Raw genomic sequence first — 22,080 nt, 5'->3', positions numbered from 1 at the left:
CGCCGCCCCGCCTCCGCCAGACGGATGGCGTGATTGCTGACCGATGCGGCAAGGTCAGGCAGGTAGGCATCGCGGTTGAGGCCGGCCAGTTCCCGGTAGAGGGTGACGGCTTCCTCACTGGTCTCCAGCGCCTCACCCCGCCGCCCCGCCTCCGCCAGGTGAAGACTGTAGGAGCTTAGCCAGCGGGACCGGGTCCGCGATTCGCCAGCTGGGGTTCGGGCAAGGATCTGGCCAACGACCGCGACCGCGACGCGGCACAGTTCGAGGGAGGGATACGGCGTCTGGTCATAGACCCGCTGGAGAGTCTCGACATCCAGCTCGCGATCGTTGATCAACGCCAGCAGGCGCGCGCCGAACACACCGGGGGCTTCTCGTGCCACGCGAACTGCCGCGATAGCCATGATCGCCGGGTCGGCGTGCAACGCCTCCTCCAGCAACCCGAGTGGGGTCTGACGGTCGGCGGCGGCCCGGGCCAAAACGGTCAGCGCGCGTGTGGCTTGCCCGTCACTGAGATCGGCGAACACGGTCGCGCGGTCGGCGGGGCCGATGCGGTTGAGAACGGCGATGACGAGGTGTTCGGCGATCAGGTCCGGCTGCAACACCCCCAGCGGTAACCGTGGTGAGTCGGGCCGATCGTCAGCCGTTGGGCCCGGATACAGGCTGATGAGCCAGGAACGGGCTTTACGCATGGTCGGCGGATCGGGCGCCAAGCCGGGAACCCGGTGCAGTACCGCGTCGAGTTCGGGTTCGGTGTCGGCGCCCAGCAGGGCGGCCATGGCCACCGCCCGCTGCAGCAGATCTTCATCATTGGCGACCTCGTCGGGGAACCCGACGCGTTTGGCTCGGGTTCGCCAGTAGCGCGCTTCATGGCCGAGTAACTCCTCGATGACATCGCGCTCCCCAGGACCGGGATCGCGTGTCGGCTCGCGCAGGACGGTGACCAGGGCTTCGGTGTGCAGGAGCAGCAGCGGGGGTTTGGCCGGGCGTTTCCTGGCGGGGATCTGCTCGGGGACGGGCCGCTTCAGGTGCTCAGCGAAGAGTCGTGTGGTGTCGGTGACGATCTGCTCGAGGGTGCGTTCGTCTGCGGTGACGCTGAGCGGCACGACGTTGTGCGGCACAGCCAGGCTGCGTAGTAGCGGTTGCGGGTCGGCCTGGCTCAATTGCTTCCACCAGTCACCGACCGAGCGCGCCAGCAGCAGCAGCCGGACCCGATCCCGGTGTTCGGGGGCGGCAACGCTGCTCATCAGCGCGGCCATCGCCACAAGATCGCGGGTTTCGGCGTAGTCGACGACGATCAGCAATCCCTTGGCGCCCGGACGCATCAAAACATCCACGTCGATGGACTCAAGGGGGGCAATCTGCTCCCAGCTCCAGCCCCACTCAATCATCAGGTGACCTAGTTGCCGGGCCAGGCGAGTCTTGCCGTACCCGCCGGGGCCGGTGATCAAGCGGACGGGGGAGGCGGCCGGAGCCTCACACCACTCACGCAGCGTCCGTAATTCCTCGCTGCGGCCGGAAAAATCGATGACTTCCTTGGCAGGGTGCAACAACCAGGCGACCGACTGGTCAGGGGTGAGTTCACGTAGCTCACCCGCCAGCAGTTCACGTTGCTGGCCGCGGGCCGACAGGCCGCGAAGCCAGTCCACCACAGTGGGTGCGAACGATCCGATCACCGCCCCAATCGCGCCCCAGACGATCGCCGCGACGGGCTTGTTCTCCGCGACCGCGGCCAATGCCGCCCCCGCGAACACGCTCCCGATCACCATCGCAGCCGCGAGACCCCACAAGAGTCTGCGGACCCGGCTTGTCATGAGGGAATTGTCCTTCACCTGTCTACACAGGGGAGCGACTTCGGATCACGGAGTCATATCCGCTGAAGGGCGGGACAGAGTTCAGGGCCACATTTCCCGCTGCTCCCGATAGCTGCCATCTCCGGGACTGCCAGGCCGGTTCAGTCAAGGATGGCCTCGCGTGTACCTGAGCCGGTGACCTTCCAGCTTCAGCGGTTACCCAACGTGCACGGCCGTCCTTGACGGGTTCGGCCTGCCCCGGATAATCGGGCGGCGGGTGCAGGGGTTACGGCGAAAGAGGCGGCGGCGTGCCGGTGGTCGGCGAGTGCGTGTGGTTACGGCGGGCGTGTGGGTCGGTGGACGGCCCGGGTCGCCGCCGGCTGGGACCGGCCCCCAGGCCGCACGCCCGGTCGGCGGGCGGCAGAGGGCCGGGTACGGCGGCGCGGCGCGCCGTCGCTTGATAACCCATAAGAACAATTCGGCAGTTGTCTAGCAGTGCAACAGGCGGCCTGTCCGCTTTTCAGCCGGACCAATCACTCTGCTCGGCAGATCGAGATCATGGCCAGGCGCGTGTGAACAGTGGCATGGAAGTGTCTCGTGTGGGGCCGTTGCTGTCAGCGCTGCTGTCACCTCAGCCACAGGCATCCGGTGGCAAGACCCGATGGAGAAGAGCCTTGTTGGCGATCGTCTCAACCATGCGCGGCGAAACCCGAGTGAGCGATCGTCGCAGCCGCAACCCAATCCTGTCGTTACGAGCAAAGCGAAGGATCACGGTTGAGGGATGGCAGCGTGTGATGTCGCACGAAACGATCAAGTTACGTGAGGCGATGCTGCTGTACTTTCCTGCTGTGCAGCGACCCGCGTATACGGTGTCAAGCCACTCCAGAGCAGAAGGCCACCAAGCCCCAGCACCGCAGGGGCACAGCAGTCTGACTGCCCCCTTTAAGAGGGCCCCTACCTCAGATACCTCGAAACCAGACTTCTGATAGCAGTGGGGACGTAACGCTTCACTGTCTTTGGCCTAGGGAGCGGCCACGGAACAATAACTCCCGACGTCAACTTTGCTGCATCAAAAGATATATCACCCGACTTAAATTCAAGATGACGGAAATCTAGCATTCCAGCCTCTACATTCGAATTGATAAAGCAAATTACTCCGCCATCTATCTTTGCGGACTCAAATGAAACCTCCGAACCGATGAAATTTGCGCCAATGAAGGTAACGGCACCTTTGTTAAATTCGGATCCCGCAAACCCTACGTAACCTCCGATAAAATCCGCCCCGCTCCACTCAGGATCACCGAAAGTTAAGTATGTTCCATCGAACTGGCAAGCACTAAATGAAACCGAGCATCCATCCAGGAACTTTGTTGCGCCGAAGCTAACGCGCCCTCCCTTGAAATGCGTAAATATCATCGATAGATGGCCTGCACTGAACTCGGAGCCAACAAAATTAACGTGTCCGCCCTCAAAACTAGCGGCAGGACCATTGCCATCTCCAAAGGATACGTCTGCGCCACAAAATTTAGAATCCCTAAATGAAGTCTCCCCTGAGATGAATCTCGCCCCCTCAAATGATATCAATCCTCCAGAGAAGATCGCTCCGTCGAAAGACCCGCCATCGAAGATTACTCCACCGAAGTCAAAATCATATCCACACCAATTATAGGGAGAGGCGTCACTCTGCAAATGTTCAGCGATGACCTCTATAATTGCCATACGAACTTCTCGTTCGCCGAGAGGTGCGCTTGCGGGTGTGTAGGGAATCCGAAGATACGCACAGATCAGCCGACTGATTGTTTGCCTCTGTGAGGGGTCATCATCCGCGAGTCTCGATAATGCATAAACTCCAGCCAAGCGAACTGCAGCTTGTTCATGGCCGAGTTGGGCAGCTCCATCATGATATCTCTTGCCCAAAACTTCAGAGTCTGCCCTCTTACCAGAGGCTTCGTCGACTTTCTGCTTTCTATACGCATAGACGATCGCAAAGACACCAGCTAATAGGCCGGCAGCCGTAACGGTAGTTTTAACTAGCTCAAGTAATTGCTGCTTCGGGACCGAATTAAATGCAGGAAGGATATCGAGATCGAAACCAATAAGTCGCGCTAGACCCAAGAACAGAAACCAGGCGCCAAGCACGCTTGCGAGGAATGCCACAGTAAGACTTAGGGCAAATGAACGAAGTCTCGGAGCATGTCGACCCTGCGCAATCAACTTCTTGCGCTGCATGGAGAGACGTTTCACCGATCTTTCTCGCCATTGATCATGACGACCTTTATTAAGCATGAACGGATCCTAACTATGGCAGTTCGTCACGTTATTAGAAAACGCAACTTACCGACGCAGTTTCTCTCACCCACACTCAACTAAGTTCTGCTTAGAGTGAGGTCATCCCGAAAAGCAGCATTGTTAGTCCCCGAAGAACCGACCTTGTGCACCGTCATTCTGAAGTCGAGTGTCAAAATGGGCAAACCTGGATTCCATCCTATGGTTTAACGCTGAACGTAACTTGAAGCTAACGCCTGCATCTCACAGCTACAGGATCAGGCGTACGCACGAACCACACCTTTATCTCTGCTTGACTTGTGCCGTTGGACAATTGCGCTGAATGAGTGAAATCTACACGGCTGCCAATCGTCCCATCAAGGAGTGGCGAGCACCCCAGTTGGCGATCGGCGCAGCCTCAAAGGATTCAATTAATCTGCTACAGCTGTTTATATATTTCTATTGTCGAGCGAGAAATCCAGCCAATTGGGCATGGCGTTTGAGCGTGACACGAATAGCGTCTTTGATTGACGATGGCCGCGTGTTCTCAGTGGAGAACGCTTTAAGCTCAACAATGACAGAATCTTGTTGACTACCAGGCCGCTGTACCAGAATATCTGCCCTAACCTTGCTGCTGGGAGTTTTGATTTCCTTTTCTGGTTTAGCGTCAAACCCCAAGGCTCGAAGGCAAAGCGCAATGCGCGTACCCAACCTAGTGGGTTGAGTCGTGACCCCCTCATACCATTCTCTTGCTTTTTGTGCTCTCTCAGATTCCCGTTCGCGCAGAGGGCTATAGCTTGATGGGTCCCATCGTTCTGCAACCACCGACACAAAGTGGGAGTTTTGCAGGCGATCTAGATAGGATCTACTGGGACTAATATCCCTTTCCAAATCTTTACACAATGGATGGAGATCAGCAGCAGCTATTGGCACAAGCCGTACGTCAAAATAGAGCCGGGCCCGATTCAGCTCTGAGAGCGGAAGAGTGGCACGGTCATCTTCATTTAACTCTCTATAGAAAGCATTCCAGTCTAGTTTGTATCCATCGCGCGCATTAGTGAAGCCTGATACACGCGTGATCCTTAACCCATCCGTGACAGGCCACAGCATCACTACCTGATATCGAGATATATCATGAAGCTTCGTCGTATATGAAGCGAGCCGTTCAGCAACCATCTCAATTGCCGCTCCGATGGTTGGCGCCTTGTCGGCAATGACTTCTAGATCATTAGCTAGTACTTCGTAATCCGCCAGAGGTTGGCTTTTGTTGTGAAATGCGAACGTTTCTTCCACAATCTGAGCCCATTGATCACGGGCCGGGCCAGCGAGCTCGAAGTTGGCGTTAAGAAGAATGCGTTCGTTTCGTGATGTTGCCGCCGCCAGGTCGGACTGAAATTCCGGACTAGTTGTGAGCCAGATAAATAGCACTAGTCGATCACGCAATTCTCCGCGATCCAGGAGACTAAGGCGTTCGACAAACTGCGATGGAAGAGCCGTCTTTTCCGCTACGCGCTCTTCGAACTGATCTATAACGGCAATGAGCAATTGAGTCTTACTACGATATCCCTCAACCGCTCTGAGTTCCTCTAGCAAAGTGGATTCTGATGCGATAGCCGCACGGGATAGCTCGACAACCTTGCACTCAGGGAGATGAGTCGCTAGCTCCCTCGCCGCAGAACTCTTTCCAGAACCGCTGCGCCCGAATATCGGCAGGAACCTTATGCCTCCAGTGATCTGCATACTTGCATGTGCTCGCTGCACCTGTTCTAAAAGTGGGCGATCAGGTCGGAGACGGCCGCGAAAGGCAGGATCAAGATCTTCGTAACGCGAGGGGAGGCGTGCCACCATGACTAGAGAGTCTATGCCTCCACTGCGATGACTTCTCCCTAATGACATAACGCTGCGGTTAACGCTCATGCAGCAGGCGTCAAGCGGTTCTAGCTCCTATGGACTCAACTGTGCTCGTCGGTGTGTGGGCGGCGCTGGCCATGACCAACCAGAGAGTCGCAGCGCGGTCAGCGAACACCAGACATACAAGCCGGGCCACCTCAGCCGGGCTGGCTTTGAAGGCGTAGAGAAGACTCGCATCCAGATGGCGGTCTTCATGATGACGTGCGACTCTGTGCTGATGCCCGTGTACGTCGGGGATGTTGGCCTGTAACTTCGCTGTGTGGCTACCAACGAAGAGCGGTCGCGGTGGATCGTGCATGGGGAACGGCTGGTCTATGACAACCGGTGGATCCGGTTGGGGCTCGTCGACGTGGCGATCCCTGATGGGGAGCGGTTCGAGCATCATGCGGTGCATCTGGATCGGGCGGCGATCGCCGTGGTGGTCGATGAGCAGAACCGGGTGCTGATGATGTGGCGGCACCGGTTCCTGTTCGATCGGTGGGGCTGGGAGCTTCCGGGTGGCCTGGTCGACGCCGGCGAGGACGCCATCACGACGGCTGCTCGTGAGGTGGAGGAAGAGACGGGGTATCGGCCCAAGCAGATCGAGCCTTTGATCACCTATCAGCCGATGGCGGGCATGGTCGACTCCGAGCACAGTCTGTTCCTGGTGCGGGGTGCCGATCTGGTCGGGAGTCCGACCGGGGAGATCGAGGCGGATCTCATCGAGTGGGTGCCGATGGCGGAGATCCCGGCGATGATCGCCCGCGGGGACATCTGGACGTCGGGGACGTTGATCGGTTTGTTCGCGGCGCGGGATCGGCTCAGCGCAACGAGCGGCTGACGGCTCGGGTGAGTTCCTCTACCCGTCGGCGTTGCCGGCTGGATCCGGTCATCGTGGCCAAGTGCTGGGCGCGCTGGATGTGGGGTTGGGCGGCGTCGGGTTCTCCGCGGGCGAGGAGGGCGTGGCCCAGGTCGCAGCGGACGCCGGATTCGGCGCGGTTGTAGGTGCCGTCCATTCCGGCCAGTGCTGAGCGCAGGTCCTCGACGGTTCCCGGATCGCCGAAGCGCACCAGGCAACTCCCCCGCCAGCGGGCCAGGTGGTGAGCGTTGACCGACAGGTAGGGCATGTCAGGGTCGGCGTCGCCGTCGGGTAAGAGTGCGGCGGCCTGTTCCAGGGCGGTGCGGCAGGTGGCTTCGTCGCCGAGGATGGCGGCGCCTTCGGCTTCGGCTGCGGACATCCAGGTGCGCAGCCGGGCGGGGATGCGGTCGCGGTAGGTGGCGTGGATGTATTGGAGGAGTTCGGTGCCTTCGGCGGGTCGGCCGAGTTCCATCAGGACGTATGCCTGCTCGCCGGAGACGTAGGCGATGAGGGCGGGGTCGTCGGCTTCGCGGGCGGCGGCTTTGGCGTGCTCGTAGTGGTTCCAGGCGTCGTTGAGGGCGCCGGTGTGGATGGCCTGCCATCCGGCCAGTGAGGCGGTCTCGGCCAGGACGTGGGCGAGTTGGGCGCGGATGCCGGGGCGTACGGCGTGGCGGTGGGCGTGTTCGAGCTGGGAGATCTGGGCGCGCATCTTGTCGGCGATGGCGATGCCGCCGACTCGGCGGTCCATGAGGCGCAGGTTGTTGGTGTCGGTGGTGAGGATCATGACCATGGTGGGGTCGATGGCGGCGGCTGCTTGGATTCGGGCGGCGAGTTCCTCGCTCTGCTCTTGGTGGTGGTCGCCGTGGTTGCCGGTGGGGGATGCGGTGTCGAGTGGGGCCAGGCCCATGAGCATCCGGGCGTGGTCGGGCAGGCCGAGACCGGTGGCGACGCGCTCGTAGACGTCCAGTTCGGTGATGTGGGACTGGTTGCGGCTGATGCGGCTGACGCGTCCCTGGGACATGCCGGTTGCCGCGCCGATGTCCACTTGGCTGGCGCCTGCGTACTTCGTGGCGAGTTTGAAAAGTCCTGCTACGTTGCGATTTTTGAGGATTTCTCTGCTGTCTTCGCGGTCCCATACTTCGAGTGGGATCTTGATCGGCTCGAAAGTGTTCCCGTGCATTCCGCCCTCCGGTTGCCTGTTCCCGAGGTGGTGCGTCGCTACATGTCCAGACCCTATATGCCGTGGTGGAATATACGCGTGGGATAGGGGTGAGAAGTTCTTCCGTCGATCCTTTCCGGTATGACGACACCGGTTAAGTGCGATGAATGTGATGGGCGCGGATGGAAGATCGTCACGCGTCGGGGACATGTCGCCGCCTCGTTTCTGGGAGGCGCGTTCTCCGCTCAGGAGGACTGCTTGTACTGCGATGGTCCTGATCCCATCGTTGAGATGTTCGAGTGGGAGGTCTTCACCTCCGAGGGCGTCGACCGGCTCGGGCCGTGCGGTACCAGTACGGGGCAGGCGACCTCGATGGACGAGCTGCGCAAGGCACTGCGCAGGGTGGAGCCGCAACCGGCGCTGTGGGGTCGGATCACGCGACGGGTGTATGACTTCGGTCTGGCGCCAGGCGACTGGTCGCGACAGGTGATCTTTCACGCCACGGTGGACCCGGCCGGCTCGGTGCGTTTCGAGCGGCGGGAATCGTGAGTGAGAATTCTCCCCGGCGGGGAAGGACGTGCCTGGCCGAGCATCTCGTTCCGGCCGCTCCGGGATGTGTGTCGTTGGCCTGGAATAGGTCACGGCGTTTCGGGCGGGTCCGGGTGGTGGCCTGGACCTGTCACGAGCATCGGGTGACGTTTTACGAATTGTGCGACGCGGGCGGATTGTCGTTCGTTCGTAAGACGGTTCAGGACAAAGGGAAGGTGATCGTGTTCCATAGTGAGGCGTGGTCGCCTGCTCAGGCGCGGGTGGTGTGGATCAGGGTTCTGGCGGGGTTGGCCAGGTAGCGTTTCCTGCTGTCGCGGGTCCTGACAGGACTGCTCTCAGCCGGTACTGTACTTGTGCAGACAAGTGGAAGAGTGATCGGACGGTTAAGATGAGCCGGGATTTTGCCCCTCCGAAGTACGCCCAGGTGATGGGCACGATTCAGGAGCGCATCGAGGCCGGCCAGTACGCGGCCGGTGACATGCTGCCCTCGGAGACGCAGCTCGTCAGAGAGTTCGGCGTGGGCCGCACGACGGTGGTCCGAGCGCTTCAGACGCTTGCCATGCAAGGCTGGATCGAGCGTGAGCACGGCCGCGGCTCGTTCGTGAAGGGCCGTCCCGAGAGTGCCGCCGATCGCGTCCGGCCGGGGCTGGCCGTGGCTGAGCAGGCCGAGAGCGGTGACACGGTCACCGACGTCGCCCGTGTTCCGGCCCCTCGCCACATTGCCCGCCTTCTCGGCGTTCAGGACAAGACCCCGGTGATCTCGCGTCGGCGAGTGGCCAAGCAGGGTGGCCGGCTGTCTGCGGTGGAAACCTTGTGGTTCCCGTTGGAGATCGCGTTGGGCACCGATGTCGACAAGCCCGAACCGCTGGCGCGTGGGGTGCGCCATCACCTCCAGGCAGTGAAGCATCTGCGCTTCGATCACGTCACTGAGCGGTTGACCGCACGCAACCCCACCAAGGAAGAGGCCGAGTTGCTCGGCTCTTCCAAGCCCGTCATGGGGGTGCTGGCCAGCGTGCACGACGCGGCCGGGACCGTGCTTCTGGTGATGAGCGTGGCGCTGCCCGGTGACCTCCACGAACTCCAGGACGTCTACCCGGTGAGCTGACCCGCCCGGCCTACTCCACTCATTCACTTGTGCGGACAAGTGGCGGTAGGCTACTCTCAACTCAATCGGACAAGTGGACGACCGGTCATAGGGCGTCCCAGTTGAGAGGAACACGACATGGCCATCCAGGGCCCCATCCCGATCCGCTTCGAGCAGGTCTTCCCGCACGGCTGTTTCATCGTCGGCGAGGTCGAGCAGGTCAAGGACTTCGACGCCTCGTCCAAGGGACGCACCGTCTACGCCAAGGACAAGAACACCGGGGAGCTGGTGTGGCAGGTCGCGGTCATGGACGCCGACCCGACCGTCAAGGCCGGCCAGAAGACGGTCTCGGTCAAGATCCTGTCCCCGGTGCAGCCGATCGTCCCGGCCGCGCTGCCAGGCCTGCCGTTCGTACCGGTGGAGTTCGACGGCATGACCGTCACCGCCTACGTCAACCAGAACACCGGACGCCTGGCCTGGTCCATCCGAGCCACCACGATGCGGCCGCCCCGCTCCGCTGCGACTCCCACTCGGCAGGGCGGTACGGCGCCGGTCAAGGAGACGGCCGGTAAGGACGTGGCCGCATGAGCGAGCACGAGCCCTACACCTACGTCACCGCGTCGATTCACGAGGGCGTCACCCGATTCAGCGTCTCCTTCTATACCTCGGAGATGTCAGCCAAGGCGTTGGGGGGCGACGGTGAGCGACCGTTCCTGACCCTGTCCAGCCCTGAGGCACAGATGACGGTCACCACCACCGGCGGTGGGCCGGTCACCGAGCAGGACGTGACCCTCGCCCGGCAGATCGTCGATGCCGCCGCGCGCTACCTGGCCGACTGCGAGCGCCTCCACCTCGACCAGTCGGCCGATCTCACCGACAAGGCCCCCCCGCCCGGCGGGCTCGCGGCCTGACACGTAAGCGGGGCCGCCAGAAGCGCCAACTTCCGGCGGCCCCTCGGTTCTCCCTCTCACGCGAATTCAAGGAAGGCCCCCAGCCTAATGTTCAAGAAACTGCCCGGCGACGAGGCGCAGAACCTCGTCTCCACCACCCCCGATACCGCCGTCGTCTTCCGCCCGGCCGTCCTTCGCACCCCGGCGATCGTCACCATCGTGATCTTCGCATGGCGGCTGCTGGCCGGTGCCCTGCGGCTGCTGTGGCGCCACCCCATCGCCTCGGCCGTCGCTCTCACCCCCGGCGTGGTCACCTACGCCTGCGGCTGGCGTTGGAGCCTTGGCCTCGTCACCGTGACCCCTCTCAGCCTCACCACCTGGTTCTTCCTCGCTCGTCCCTCGTTCCTTCGCCTGCTGGGCTGGCGGCTGCTGGCCTGGTGGCGGCTGGTGTGGGTCTACCGGCGCCACTGGCAACCAGTGATGATCATCTCCGGGCTCGGCCGTCACCTCCGCGGCCGGGACTACCTGCCTCGCGTCGTCCGTGTCACCTGCACCTCGTGGGCCGACGTGGTCACGGTGCGGATGCTCACCGGCCAAGCGGTCAAGGACTGGGCTGATCGCACCGAGCACCTCGCCCACGGCTTCGGTGCCCGCTCCTGCCGGGTCTCCATCGCACGGTCGGGCCGGCTGTTACTCGTCTTCCCCCGCCGTGATCCCCTCGCCACCCCGCTCCCGGCCGTACCCGTCCCGGACGAGGCATCGGTGGGACCGGTGGAGGTCGGCAAGTGCGAGGACGGCACCCCCTGGCTCCTGAAGGTCCACGGCACGCACGTCCTGATCGCCGGCGCCACTGGGGCGGGCAAGGGCTCGGTCATCTGGTCGGCGATCCGCGGCCTGCTGCCCGCCACCCGTACGGGCCTGGCACAGATCTGGGCGCTGGATCCCAAACGGATGGAGCTGTCCTACGGACGCGACCTGTTCGGCGACCGCTACGCCGCGAACCCTTCCGACTGTGCCGATCTGCTGGAAGCAGCGGTGAAGATCATGCAGGAGCGGGCCGATCGCTACGCCGGACTCCAGCGCTCCCACACTCCCACCGTCGATGACCCGTTCGTCCTGGTGGTCGTCGACGAGGTGGCGTTCCTGACCGCTTACCAGTCAGACAAGGGCCTCAAGCTCCGCATCTCGGCTGCCCTGGCCACGCTCACCACGCAGGGCCGCGCGGTCGGGTTCGGTGTCCTGGCCGCGCTCCAGGATCCGCGCAAGGAGGTCATGAACATCCGCAACCTGTTCCCCGACAAGATCGCGCTGCGCCTGGATGAGTCCGAGCAGGTCGACATGGTGCTCGGCGACGGCGCCCGGGATCGCGGGGCACTGGCCGATCACATCTCCCCCATCCCCGAGCAGGGCGCCGGTATCGGCTACGTCCGGCTGGAGACCTCACCCGACCCGATCCGCGTACGGGCTGCCTACGTCCGTGACAGCGACATCCGCGCGATGGCCATGGAGGTGACCGCATGAGGGTCTGCTTCTACGGCACCGACGAGGAGATCACCCGCCTGTGCGAGCGGCCCGTCCTGGCCGTCCTGGGACCGCGCCACGCTCAGCCCGTCCTGGCCTTCGAGCTGTTCAACGTCCGCATCACCACCGACCCCTACCAGAGCATGTTCCGGTTGGCGGCCGACCTGTCCGAAGTGCGGGAGAGGGGCGCGCGTGACTGAGCTGGCTTACATCCTCGACGGCCTGCGCTGCGCTGCCTGCCGTGCGGTCAACACGTTGTGGCTGGACCTGCTCCGCGGCCTGGTCGAGTGCCGTGACTGCGGACAGGGCGCGCTCCTCGACCCCGGCGACACCTACGAGGAGGGCGCGTGAGCAACCCCAACGACCGCAGCCTCTCGCGCGCCGAGCGTCAAAGGATGCCGCTCGCGCTGGATGTGGCGGTGGAGATCGCCAAGCACAACGGGGTGTGCATCCGGCCGGTGGTCCTGCGTCGACTCGACACCCACACCGGCCTCACCGAGGACATCAACGTGCCCTGCGGGGCCACCATGGACGCCAAGTGCCCCTCCTGCGCCAAGCGCAACCGCTACCTGCGGATGACCCAGTGCCGCGAAGGCTGGCACCTGGACGCCGAACCCTCGATCACCCCGGATGAGCCCGACGAGGAACAGCTGTGGCTGGTGGAGTTCCGCGCCGACATGCAAGCCCAGCGCGATGCCGCCGACAAGGCCGGCGACGACACCACCGACCTGGACGCGATCCTCACCGGGCTGGACGACGAGATCAACGCGGCCGGAATGCGCGGCACCCTACTCGGCCGTACCACCGCCAAGCGCAACCGCTCCACCCGGCGACGCCAGGACGCCCCCGACCTGCCCAGAAAAGTCCGGCAGAACACTACTCTGGGACGGACCTTCACCAGCTCTGATGGGATGGTCTACCGGCCGTCGCTGTTCCTCACGCTCACGCTTCCCTCCTACGGCAAGGTACGCAACGGCGTACCCGTCGACCCGGACACCTACGACTACCGGCGGGCGGTCCGGGACGCGCTGCATTTTTCCAAGCTCGTCGACCGCTTCGTGCAGAACCTTCGCCGCGTCGCGGGCTATGACCTGCAGTACTTCTCCTCCGTCGAACCACAAAAGCGCCTCGCGCCGCACCTGCACATGGCCATCCGCGGCACCATGCCGCGCGCCGAGGTCAAGGCGATCGCTGCGGCCACCTACCACCAGGTGTGGTGGCCCTCGGTCGACGAGGTGCGCTTCGAGGGCGACCACCTGCCGGTGTGGGCCGAGCGTTCTGCGCGAGAGGACGGCACTCCCTATCCGGACGGACAGAACGGCGACTACCTCGATCCGGTCACCGGTGAAGTGCTGCCCACCTGGCGCGAAGCGCTCGACCGGCTGGATGCCGACGAGGAGGCCGAACCGCTGCACGTGGTCCGCTTCGGCACCCAGGTCGACGTTCAGGGCGTCCTGGGTGGCACCCCGGATGCCGACCAGTGCATCCGCTACCTGAGCAAGTACCTGACCAAGGGCCTCGGCGACACCCTCGACGCCGACAACACCGCCCAACGTGACCACGCGGCCCGCATGGTGGAAGCACTGCGCTACGAACCCTGTTCCCCGGCCTGTTCGAACTGGCTGCGCTACGGAGTACAGCCCAAGAACCCCAAGGCGGGCATGACGCCGGGCCGGTGCCGCAGCAAGGCACACAAGCCCGAACACCTCGGCTACGCCGGACGACGCGTCCTGGTCTCGCGCAAGTGGTCCAACAAGACCCTGTCCGAGCACAAACGCGACCGCCGCACCTGGGTCATGGAAGCCCTCGGCCTGGCCGACGAGCCCACCGACCCGCACCGCTACGTCTGGAAGCCCGTCCCGGCCGGCGCCGGCAACATCCCCTCCCTGGCCCTGCGACTGCTGCGCATGGTCGCCGAACGCCAGCGCTGGCGAGCAAGCCTGGTCGCTCTCCAGGTGAAAGCCACCGGCCAACTCACACCCGACCTTTCGGCAACGAGGGAGGCGGCATGACGGATGACCTCGATCACCTGCTTCTTCGCCCGGAGAGGGCGGCGGAGCTTCTCAGCATCGGCCGGACCACGGTCTACGCGCTGATGCGGTCGGGCGCTCTCCGCTCAGTCCGTGTCGGCACCCTTCGCAGGATTCCCCCGACCGCGCTCGCCGAGTTCGTCGCGCATCTGGAAGAGGAGCAAGCAGCATGAGCACCAAGAAGCGTGGCCACAACGAGGACTCGATCTACAAGGACGGCGACCGGTGGCGTGGGGCGATCTCCATCGGATACGGACCAGACGGGAAACGTCTCCGCAAGAAGGTCTCCGGCAAGACCCGACCCGAGGTCGTCGAGAAGATTCGAAAAATCCGTGAGGGCATCGCCAAGGGTCTGCCGGTCCCCGACGACAAGATCACCGTTGGTGCTTTCCTCGACCGCTGGCTGTCGACGCTCCCCGGTCATATCGCCGATTCCACCTTGGACGACTACGAAGACACGGTGCGGCTCCACCTCAAGCCGGGGCTCGGGCGGCACAAGCTCACCGCGCTGACCGTCGCCCACGTCGATGCCCTGTGGCAGGCCAAGCGGGCGAAGTACAAGCCCAACAGCGTCCGGATCATGCGGGCCGTCCTGCGTAAGGCTCTTGGGCAGGCTGAGCGTGAGGGCCTGGTGGCGCGGAACGTCGCGGCGCTGTCGATGCCTCCCCGACTCAACACCGACGAGGGCCGTACGCTCACGATCGACCAGTCGCACAAGCTTCTCGACGAGGTCGCAGAGCATCGAATGGGGGCGCTCGTCCTCCTGTCGCTCGTCTTCGGCCTTCGCCGCGGTGAGGCTCTCGGGCTGATGTGGAGCGGCTTCGACCCGGAGGCCAGAACCCTGCGTGTGGCGCACGCGGTGAAACGGATCAAGAACCGCACCCCCGGCGCGGAACGCAAGACCAAGCTCGTGATCACCGAACTCAAGACCAGGAAGTCACGCCGTACGCTCTGCCTGACGCCCGAGTTGGTCGACGCGCTCAAGCGGCATCGGGCCGTGCACAACGCGGAACGTCTCCAGGCCGGAGAGGAGTGGACCGAGCACGGACTGATCTTCCCTTCGATGCTCGGCAACCCGTCCGACCCCGACACCTTCTCCCATCTGTTCTCGAAGCTGGCGCAGAAGGCCGGCCTCGGTCACTGGCATCCGCACGAGCTGCGGCACTCCGGGGCCTCGCTCATGCTCGCCCAGGGCACGCCGCTGCACGTCGTCTCCGACGTCCTCGGGCACGCCAGCATCGCGATCACCAAGGATGTCTACGGGCATCTGATGGAGGGGGACAAGCGGGCGGCGTCTGCAGCGATCTCCGGGGCTCTGCTGGGCAGGTCCGCGCCTTTGGCTCCCAGGTTGGCTCCCACCGACACCGAAGAGACCGGCTGAGCGACACAACGAAAAAGGCCCCTGACGGCGTAATGCCTGTTCAGGGGCCTTCTTGCATGTGTGCGGCCGGAGGTACTCGAAACCCCAACCTTCTGATCCGTAGTCAGATGCTCTATCCATTGAGCTACGGCCGCTCGCTGCGTAAGCAAGCATAGCGGGTTTTGGGCGATGCCTCGAACCGGTTACCGATGCGCCCGTGTTCGGGATGTCGGGACCGGATCCTCCGGTGCCGTCGGAGCAGGAGGGACGGCCGGACACCCGGTGCGATCTTCGGACGCGACGCAGGGAGTCAGGGAATCAGGGAGTGAGGACCCGGGACACCGGGGAGGAGGACCCTGGGCGGCGAGGATGGGGGCCCGGGTCCAAGGGGCTGGAAAAGCTCGCGACGCCGAGGGGGTGGGAAGATCCGCGACGCCGGGGGCGGGGACCGAGGTGTCGGGGGCGGGGACCGAGGTGTCGAGGTGTCGGGGGCGGGGACCGAGGTGTCGAGGTGCCGAAGCACTGAGATGCGGACCCGGTGCGGCAGTGTCGGGTGATGATTCCTTCTACATCCTTGTGTGTACGAGCCCCCCGTCCCGCGCCGGATCCGCCGGACCGGCCGGGGTGATGAGATGGGGACATGAGACGAGACGACGCGCTGTGGGCCGTGGCGTGTTTCGTCGCGGCTCTTCTCCTGCTCGTCGCGGGTGCCTATGAGCACCGGTGGGCCCCGGCGTACCTGTTCGTCGGGCCGTTGGCGATCACCTGCGTGGGGGTGGCGGTACGGCGGACCAGGCCGCTGCTCTCGCTCGGGCTGGGGGTGGTGGCCTTCATCGGCGACTTCGCCATGGGCCCGTCCCTGGGCACGGTCCTGATCGTCACGGACAACCTGTACTCGGGTGTCAGGTACGGCCCCCGCGCGCTGGGCCGGTGGATGCTCATCATCACCTCGGTGATCGCCGTCCTGGCGGGCGTGCTGGGAGGGGCCCTCCTCAGGCAGTGGGCTATCGGGGCCATCTTCCTGGTCCAGGCGGGCCTGGTGGGGGTGACCCCCGTCTTCACCGCGATGCTCGTCAGACAGCTGGAGGACCAGGCCGTGGCCGAACGGGCGAGAGCCGAGCAGGTGGCGCGGCTGGCGGAGCTGGACCGGGTGGCGGCGGTGCAGGCCGAGCGGACCCGGATGGCGCGGGAGCTGCACGACATGATCGCCAATCACTTCAGCGCGATCGCCATCCAGTCCACCGCCGTCCTGTCGCGCACGGATCTGGAGGCGCGGACGGTACGGGGGGTACTGGAGTCCATCAGGGAGAACAGTGTCGAGGGAATGGAGGAGATGCGTGCCATGATCGGGCTGCTCCGCCAGGACGGCGAGGAGCCCGAGGCGACGCGGAGACGGCTGGCCGAGGTCGAGGACCTGGTCGAACGAGCCCGGGTCGCGGGGCTCGACGTGCGCCTGCGCGTGGACGGCCCTCCCAGGGAACTGCCCGCCTCGGTGGACCTGGCCGGCTACCGGATCGTCCAGGAGTCGCTCACCAACGCGCTCAAGCACGGCGGCAAGGCCGCGGACCTGGTGATCGGCTACCGGCCCGGCCTGGTCATGCTTACCGTGGACAACCCGCTCGGCGACGTGGACGGCGCGCTTCCCGGCGCGGGTGCGGGGATCATCGGTATGCGGGAGCGTACGGCCCTGCTGGGCGGCGTCTTCGAGGCCGGGCCGTACGGTGACGGCTGGCGCGTCCGCGCCGAGCTGCCCACCCAGGAGAGCGTCCGGCCGGCCGTGCGGGAGAGCACATGAGCATCCGCGTCCTCGTCGCCGACGACCACGCCGCGGTCCGTGCCGGGATCGTCCTCATCCTCGACGGCCACGAGGACATCGAGGTCGTCGGCCAGGCCGCCGACGGGGAGGAGGCCGTCGCGATGGCCCGCGACCTCCGCCCCGACGTGGTGCTGATGGACATCCGGATGCCCCGGCTCGACGGGATCTCCGCGACGCGCGAGCTGAGCGGGATCACCGACGTGCTGATCCTGACCACGTTCGACATCGACGAGTACGTCTTCGGCGCGCTCCGGGCCGGAGCGGCCGGGTTCCTGCTGAAGAACACCGACGCCGACGCGCTGGTGCAGGCGGTGCGGGTGGTGGCCCGCGGCGAGGGACTGATCGCGCCGGCGGTCACCCGGCGGTTGATCTCCGCCTTCGGCGCGTCGGTCCCGCAGCGCAGGTCGTACGAGATCGGCGTCCTCACCCCGCGCGAGCGCGAGGTGCTGGCCTGCATCGGACGGGGCCTGTCGAACGCGGAGATCTCCGCGGAGCTGGACATGGCCGAGGCGACGACGAAGACGCACGTCAGCCGGTTGCTGAACAAGCTCGGGCTGCGCAGCCGCGTCCAGGCCGCGATCCTGGCCCAGGAGCTCTCCACGGAGCGGTGAGCGCGGGCACGGTACGGCATCGCGCGGGTCGTCCGGTGAGGGCCGTTCTCGGGACCGATCGTTCGGGCGAAGACGGTCCCGGGCGGAGGGATTCGGAGACGGTCCAGGCGAAGGAGCCCGAAGGCGGTCCGGACGAAGGAAATCCGAGGCGATCCGGACGAAGGAATTCGAAGGCGGTCCAGGCCGAGGGACTCGGAGGGAGGCCGTCCGGGGAGAGGCCGCCCGCCCGAAAAGGACTCCTCGCCGGAGGTGGCGAGGGCCGTGCTCGGGCGGACGGCCCGGAGGGCGCGTCGTGCCTACCTGCGCGTTCCAGGACGTTCCCGGCCGGTGCCGGGCCGCTCCCGGTGGTACCGGGCGGTCAGGAGGTCTCGGCCGGGACGTACAGGGAGAGGGTCTCCGCGACGCAGGCGGGCCTGTCCCGGTCCTCGATCTCCACGGTCATCCGCATGTTCGACAGGTAGCCCGACGGGGTGCCCTTGACGTCGACGAGTTCGGCGCCGGCGCGGATCCGCGACCCGACCGGGATCGGCGAGGGGAAGCGGACCTTGTTCAGCCCGTAGTTGATCCCCATGGCCAGGCCGTCCACCCGGAACAGTTCCACCATGAAGGAGGGCAGCAGCGACAGGCTCAGGTACCCGTGGGCGATGGTGGCTCCGAAGGGGCCCTGCTTGGCCTTTTCGACGTCGACGTGGATCCACTGGTGGTCGTCGGTCGCGTCGGCGAACAGGTTGACCTGCTCCTGGGTGACCTCACGCCAGCCGGTGTGGCCGAGGTGTTCCCCGACTGCGGCCTTGAGCTCGATGACATTGGCGAAAATCCTCATGTCTGGAACTTTATTCCGTTCCAGGTGCGGCGAGAAGATCGCGGTACCGACTCCCTCCCGTACGGTGGACGCGTCCCGGCCCTGCCGGAGCAGGACGGCCGGTCCTCGCGTGTCCGGCGGGTCGCCCGGCCCGGGAGCACGCACCCCCCACTTCCGGACACCACTCTTCCTCTTTTCGTACAGTCCGCATCTTGTTTTCGCCGTACGGCCCGTGACGCAACATCGACCGTTCACGCCGGCTGCCTAGCGTGCCGCCATGAGACGACGCATGACGATCACCATCGGCACGGCCGCGCTGGCGCTGGCGATGTCCGCGCCGGCGGTCGCCGAGCCCGGGCGCGCCACCCCCGCCCCGTCCGTCATCGACCCGGCCCCCACCCGGCAGGCCGACGCGGAGCGGTCCGGTTCGGACAGGCACGGTTCCGGTGGCCACCGGTTCGGCCGCGCCACGCTGACCGGCTTCGCCTCCCTGCCCGCGCTGACCTTCGTACCCGGCAGCGAGCCCTCGGGGACGCAGCTGGGCACCGCCCCGGTCAACGGCGTGACCCCGCCGTTCACCGGGCAGCCGGTGCAGGGGTTCAGCGGCATCGTGCGGCGGCACGACGGCACCTTCGACGTGCTGTCGGACAACGGCTACGGCTCCAAGTCCAACAGCGCCGACTTCCTGCTGCGGGTGCACAGGATCAAGCCCGACTTCCGGCGTGGCACGGTGGCGCTGCTGGGCGGCTTCGACCTGAGCGACCCCGACGGGCACGTCACCTGGCCGCTCACCCGGGCGGACCGGAAGCTGACCGGCGCCGACTTCGACGTGGAGTCGATCGTCCGGACCTTCGACGGCACCTACTGGATCGGGGACGAGTTCGGCCCGTTCCTGCTGCACTTCTCCCGTTCCGGCAGGCTGCTGGAGGCACCGGTGCCGCTGCCCGGCGTGAAGGCACCGGAGAACCCGTCCCTCGACGGCGAGCAGCCGAACCTCGGCCGGAGCAAGGGCTTCGAGGGCATGGCGCGCTCGGTCGACGGCAGGACGCTGTACCCGATGCTGGAGGGCACGGTGACCGGTGACACCGCCGGGACGCTGCGGATCAACGAGTTCGACCTGCGCGGGAGGGCGTACACCGGCAGGACGTGGACCTACCGGCTGGAGAGCCCCGACAACGCGATCGGGGACATGATCGCGGTCGACCGTCACCGGTTCCTGGTCATCGAGCGCGACAACCTGCAGGGGGACGCGGCCCTGACCAAGCGCATCTACCTGGTGGACCTCCGCCACCCGGACCTGCGCAAGACCCTCGTCGCGGACCTGCTCGACCTGGCCGACCCGCGCCGGCTCGGCGGTTCCGGCGAGACCTTCCGCTTCCCGTTCCAGACCATCGAGGACGTGGTGATCCTCGACGACCGCACGCTGGGCGTGCTCGACGACAACAACTTCCCGTTCTCGGCAGGCCGCACTCCGGGTAAGCCCGATGACAATGAGTTCATCACCGTACGTCTGACCCGTCCGCTTCTGGCGGACCCCCGCGCCCGGCTCTGACGCCCCGCGGGACCGGACGGCGACACGGTGCACCTCGCAGGCGCCGGAACGCACCGTGTCGCGGCCACCGGGGAGGCCCGGTGGCGGGACGGCGAACGGATCCGGCCGTCCAGGAAAGGGGAACGGATCCGGCCGCCCGACGACGGGGACGGGGAACGGATCCGGCCGGGTGCCGGAAACGGCGCGGATCCGCGGCCCGGAACGGCACCGGATCCCCCGCGACGTGAAGAATTAGGATAAAAGAGCAAATAGGAATAGATAAACCATCATTGATCTTCAGGGTGTCATTTGTTTGCCCTGCCTCAACCTTTTCAATGCCCTATCTCACTGACCGAGGGGTATCTCCTAGCTACTACCACTTATGGGGTAGCGAGGTGTATCAGATGTTTTCGGAATCAGAAACGAGATGGGGAAATAACGTGCTTCCTCGAAAGAGCAGAGGGATATCGGAGCCGGTCTCCGGCAGGCGGGTGGGCGTTCTGGCCGTCGCGGCGTTCGCCGCCATCCTCATGACGTCGGCCCAGCCGGTCAACGCCGCCGCGGCACAGGAGTGCTCGCCCGGCTCGATCTCACAGCCGAGCGCGGCGGGCGCTCCCGGCGGCCTGTCCGCCCCCTACCCCGACCCCTCTCGGCGCCAGTACCGGGACCGCGGCCGCGAGGCGCGCCCCTACGACAGGTGGCGCGGACGGTCGCAACGCCAGCAGGTACGTCCCCCCGACCGCTACCGCGGCCACAGGGGCGGCTACGCAGAGAGCCGGCGCCCGGAGCGCGAGCGTCTCACCCGTTCCGAGAGGCTGCTCAGGGACCTCCAGAACGACCCGTCGTTCCCGGAGATCATCATTCGCGAGCAATGAGACCCGCGGGTGGCCTCCGGTGTCCGGTTCCGGCACGGCGCGGGAGGCGACACCCGGTCAGGGCCGGTACGAGCCGGTGACATCCGCCCGGTGCCGGTACGGCGCGACGAGAAGAAGCGGCCCCGTACCGGCATCGGGCCGGGCACCCCGAAGCGGCCCTGGGCCCTTCCGGGAAAAAACCCTCCGATCCAAAAGTACGAAAACCTCTATCACCCCTACGGCCGAATAAGCCATCAAATCACACCAAAACCCGGACGAGAGTAGATTTTCCTTCGCCCCACTGTTTATTTGCCCTTCCTCAACTATGCAGGTGCGTTGCCCCCATAAGGCCCGGGTATCTCCTATTCGCTGTCACTTCCGTGACTGCGTGACGGATCCGGACTTTTCGGAATTAGCAAGACATGGGGAAATCAATTGCTTCCTCGCAATAGCAGGTGGGTGTCATCCCTCCTCTCCAGCAAGCGTATCGGCGCCTTGGCCGTCGCGACGATGGCAGGCGTCCTCGTGATGTCGTCGAACCAGGCACCGGCGAACGCCACGATCGAGCCGGGCGGGGCCCTCACGTCCGCACCTCACGGCGACAGCGGCGGAACCGGCCTTCTTCACAGATCCGTACATCAGGACGAAAAGCCCATTCTTCATCGAAACCGGCATTGTGGGTGCCGTAGAACGCATCGCCGCTGCGGGTGTCACGGCCGGCACCACGACTGGAGGGGAGAACGTGGCCCGCGCGGCCTGCCCGGGCCTCCCGGACCTCCGGGACCTCCCGGGCCTCCCGGACCCGCCGGGCTCACCGGCCTGGTCGGCCCGGCGGTGGTCCCGGGAGCCGTGACGAACGCGGGCCCCGCAGCCACGGGAACCGTGAAGGGCACGGGCGCGCCGGGGACGAACACCGCCACCTCCTCCACGTCCGCCACCCTCGGACCCGCAGGAGTGCCGGGCCCCGCAGGACCGGCCGGAGCGATCGGTCCCGCGGGACCGGCAGGGCCGGCAGGACCCGCGGGAGTGCCGGGACCGGCGGGAACGACAGGGCCGGCGGGACCCGCAG

Annotated in this window: 20 protein-coding genes and 1 tRNA gene; 15 read left to right on the top strand and 6 right to left on the bottom strand. The window is 65.2% G+C overall.

Going from position 1 to position 22,080, the window contains the following annotated elements; all coding sequences use genetic code 11:
• From ACZ6RT_RS25355 to ACZ6RT_RS25345, 3 genes are all read right to left on the bottom strand, one after another.
• A partial coding sequence (locus ACZ6RT_RS25355) for a hypothetical protein (RefSeq protein WP_470156550.1) occupies positions 1–1,811 on the bottom strand: 1,811 nt, incomplete at its 3' end.
• A 933-nt stretch (positions 1,812–2,744) separates the two neighbouring features.
• On the bottom strand, positions 2,745–4,019 hold the full coding sequence (locus ACZ6RT_RS25350) for a pentapeptide repeat-containing protein (protein ID WP_470156548.1): 1,275 nt from the start codon (positions 4,017–4,019) through the stop codon (positions 2,745–2,747).
• A 495-nt stretch (positions 4,020–4,514) separates the two neighbouring features.
• Positions 4,515–5,903: a hypothetical protein gene (locus tag ACZ6RT_RS25345; protein WP_470156546.1), complete on the bottom strand. Its 1,389-nt coding sequence runs from the start codon at positions 5,901–5,903 to the stop codon at positions 4,515–4,517.
• 322 nt (positions 5,904–6,225) lie between these two features.
• On the opposite strand from ACZ6RT_RS25345, the gene ACZ6RT_RS25340 reads away from it, so the two are divergent.
• Positions 6,226–6,786, top strand: coding sequence for an NUDIX hydrolase (locus ACZ6RT_RS25340; protein WP_470156545.1), 561 nt, complete (start codon positions 6,226–6,228; stop codon positions 6,784–6,786).
• Here ACZ6RT_RS25340 and ACZ6RT_RS25335 read toward each other — a convergent pair.
• Positions 6,767–7,984, bottom strand: coding sequence for an XRE family transcriptional regulator (locus ACZ6RT_RS25335; protein ID WP_470156543.1), 1,218 nt, complete (start codon positions 7,982–7,984; stop codon positions 6,767–6,769). The two genes, ACZ6RT_RS25340 and ACZ6RT_RS25335, sit on opposite strands and share 20 nt — an antisense overlap.
• A gap of 270 nt (positions 7,985–8,254) precedes the next feature.
• Here ACZ6RT_RS25335 and ACZ6RT_RS25330 point away from each other — a divergent pair, with 270 nt between their 5' ends.
• From ACZ6RT_RS25330 to ACZ6RT_RS25285, 10 genes are all read left to right on the top strand, one after another.
• Entirely contained in the window at positions 8,255–8,512 is a 258-nt protein-coding gene (locus ACZ6RT_RS25330; protein ID WP_470156542.1) for a hypothetical protein, read from the top strand.
• A gap of 388 nt (positions 8,513–8,900) precedes the next feature.
• The gene (locus tag ACZ6RT_RS25325; protein WP_470156540.1) at positions 8,901–9,617 is read left to right on the top strand and encodes a GntR family transcriptional regulator; all 717 of its coding nucleotides are present in this window, start codon (positions 8,901–8,903) and stop codon (positions 9,615–9,617) included.
• Between the two features lie 117 nt (positions 9,618–9,734).
• On the top strand, positions 9,735–10,184 hold the full coding sequence (locus ACZ6RT_RS25320) for a plasmid replication, integration and excision activator (RefSeq protein WP_470156538.1): 450 nt from the start codon (positions 9,735–9,737) through the stop codon (positions 10,182–10,184).
• Positions 10,181–10,507 (top strand): hypothetical protein, encoded by a 327-nt coding sequence (locus ACZ6RT_RS25315; RefSeq protein WP_470156537.1) that lies wholly within the window; start codon positions 10,181–10,183, stop codon positions 10,505–10,507. Before ACZ6RT_RS25320 ends, ACZ6RT_RS25315 begins: the two co-directional genes overlap by 4 nt.
• Before the next feature lie 87 nt (positions 10,508–10,594).
• Positions 10,595–12,007, top strand: a complete 1,413-nt coding sequence (locus tag ACZ6RT_RS25310; RefSeq protein WP_470156536.1) for an FtsK/SpoIIIE domain-containing protein — start codon at positions 10,595–10,597, stop codon at positions 12,005–12,007.
• A complete protein-coding gene (locus ACZ6RT_RS25305; RefSeq protein ID WP_470156535.1) occupies positions 12,004–12,207 on the top strand; it encodes a hypothetical protein in 204 nt (67 codons plus the stop codon). Before ACZ6RT_RS25310 ends, ACZ6RT_RS25305 begins: the two co-directional genes overlap by 4 nt.
• Positions 12,200–12,358, top strand: a complete 159-nt coding sequence (locus tag ACZ6RT_RS25300) for a hypothetical protein (RefSeq protein WP_470156534.1) — start codon at positions 12,200–12,202, stop codon at positions 12,356–12,358. The genes ACZ6RT_RS25305 and ACZ6RT_RS25300 overlap by 8 nt, the downstream gene beginning before the upstream one ends.
• A complete protein-coding gene (locus ACZ6RT_RS25295; RefSeq protein WP_470156532.1) occupies positions 12,355–14,019 on the top strand; it encodes a replication initiator in 1,665 nt (554 codons plus the stop codon). The genes ACZ6RT_RS25300 and ACZ6RT_RS25295 overlap by 4 nt, the downstream gene beginning before the upstream one ends.
• The gene (locus ACZ6RT_RS25290) at positions 14,016–14,210 is read left to right on the top strand and encodes a helix-turn-helix domain-containing protein (protein ID WP_425957679.1); all 195 of its coding nucleotides are present in this window, start codon (positions 14,016–14,018) and stop codon (positions 14,208–14,210) included. The genes ACZ6RT_RS25295 and ACZ6RT_RS25290 overlap by 4 nt, the downstream gene beginning before the upstream one ends.
• Positions 14,207–15,418, top strand: a complete 1,212-nt coding sequence (locus tag ACZ6RT_RS25285) for a tyrosine-type recombinase/integrase (RefSeq protein WP_470156530.1) — start codon at positions 14,207–14,209, stop codon at positions 15,416–15,418. The genes ACZ6RT_RS25290 and ACZ6RT_RS25285 overlap by 4 nt, the downstream gene beginning before the upstream one ends.
• A 61-nt stretch (positions 15,419–15,479) precedes the next feature.
• Here ACZ6RT_RS25285 and ACZ6RT_RS25280 read toward each other — a convergent pair.
• Positions 15,480–15,552: transfer RNA gene (locus ACZ6RT_RS25280), tRNA-Arg, on the bottom strand.
• Positions 15,553–16,037: 485 nt separating this feature from the next.
• On the opposite strand from ACZ6RT_RS25280, the gene ACZ6RT_RS25275 reads away from it, so the two are divergent.
• Positions 16,038–17,192 (top strand): sensor histidine kinase, encoded by a 1,155-nt coding sequence (locus ACZ6RT_RS25275; protein WP_399197219.1) that lies wholly within the window; start codon positions 16,038–16,040, stop codon positions 17,190–17,192.
• Positions 17,189–17,824, top strand: coding sequence for a response regulator (locus tag ACZ6RT_RS25270; protein ID WP_399197218.1), 636 nt, complete (start codon positions 17,189–17,191; stop codon positions 17,822–17,824). Before ACZ6RT_RS25275 ends, ACZ6RT_RS25270 begins: the two co-directional genes overlap by 4 nt.
• A 358-nt stretch (positions 17,825–18,182) precedes the next feature.
• Here the strand turns inward: ACZ6RT_RS25270 and ACZ6RT_RS25265 are convergent, their stop codons facing one another.
• Positions 18,183–18,647, bottom strand: a complete 465-nt coding sequence (locus ACZ6RT_RS25265; protein ID WP_399197217.1) for a MaoC family dehydratase — start codon at positions 18,645–18,647, stop codon at positions 18,183–18,185.
• Positions 18,648–18,903: 256 nt separating this feature from the next.
• On the opposite strand from ACZ6RT_RS25265, the gene ACZ6RT_RS25260 reads away from it, so the two are divergent.
• Both ACZ6RT_RS25260 and ACZ6RT_RS25255 read left to right on the top strand, forming a co-directional pair.
• Positions 18,904–20,178: an esterase-like activity of phytase family protein gene (locus ACZ6RT_RS25260; protein ID WP_470156528.1), complete on the top strand. Its 1,275-nt coding sequence runs from the start codon at positions 18,904–18,906 to the stop codon at positions 20,176–20,178.
• A 419-nt stretch (positions 20,179–20,597) separates the two neighbouring features.
• Positions 20,598–21,032 (top strand): hypothetical protein, encoded by a 435-nt coding sequence (locus tag ACZ6RT_RS25255; RefSeq protein ID WP_470156526.1) that lies wholly within the window; start codon positions 20,598–20,600, stop codon positions 21,030–21,032.
• Positions 21,033–22,080 lie beyond the last annotated feature (1,048 nt).

This window comes from Streptosporangium sp. NPDC050148 (genome assembly GCF_055586505.1).
The sequence above is the reverse complement of the archived record's forward strand: the minus strand, read 5'-3'. Positions and strand labels throughout refer to the sequence as shown.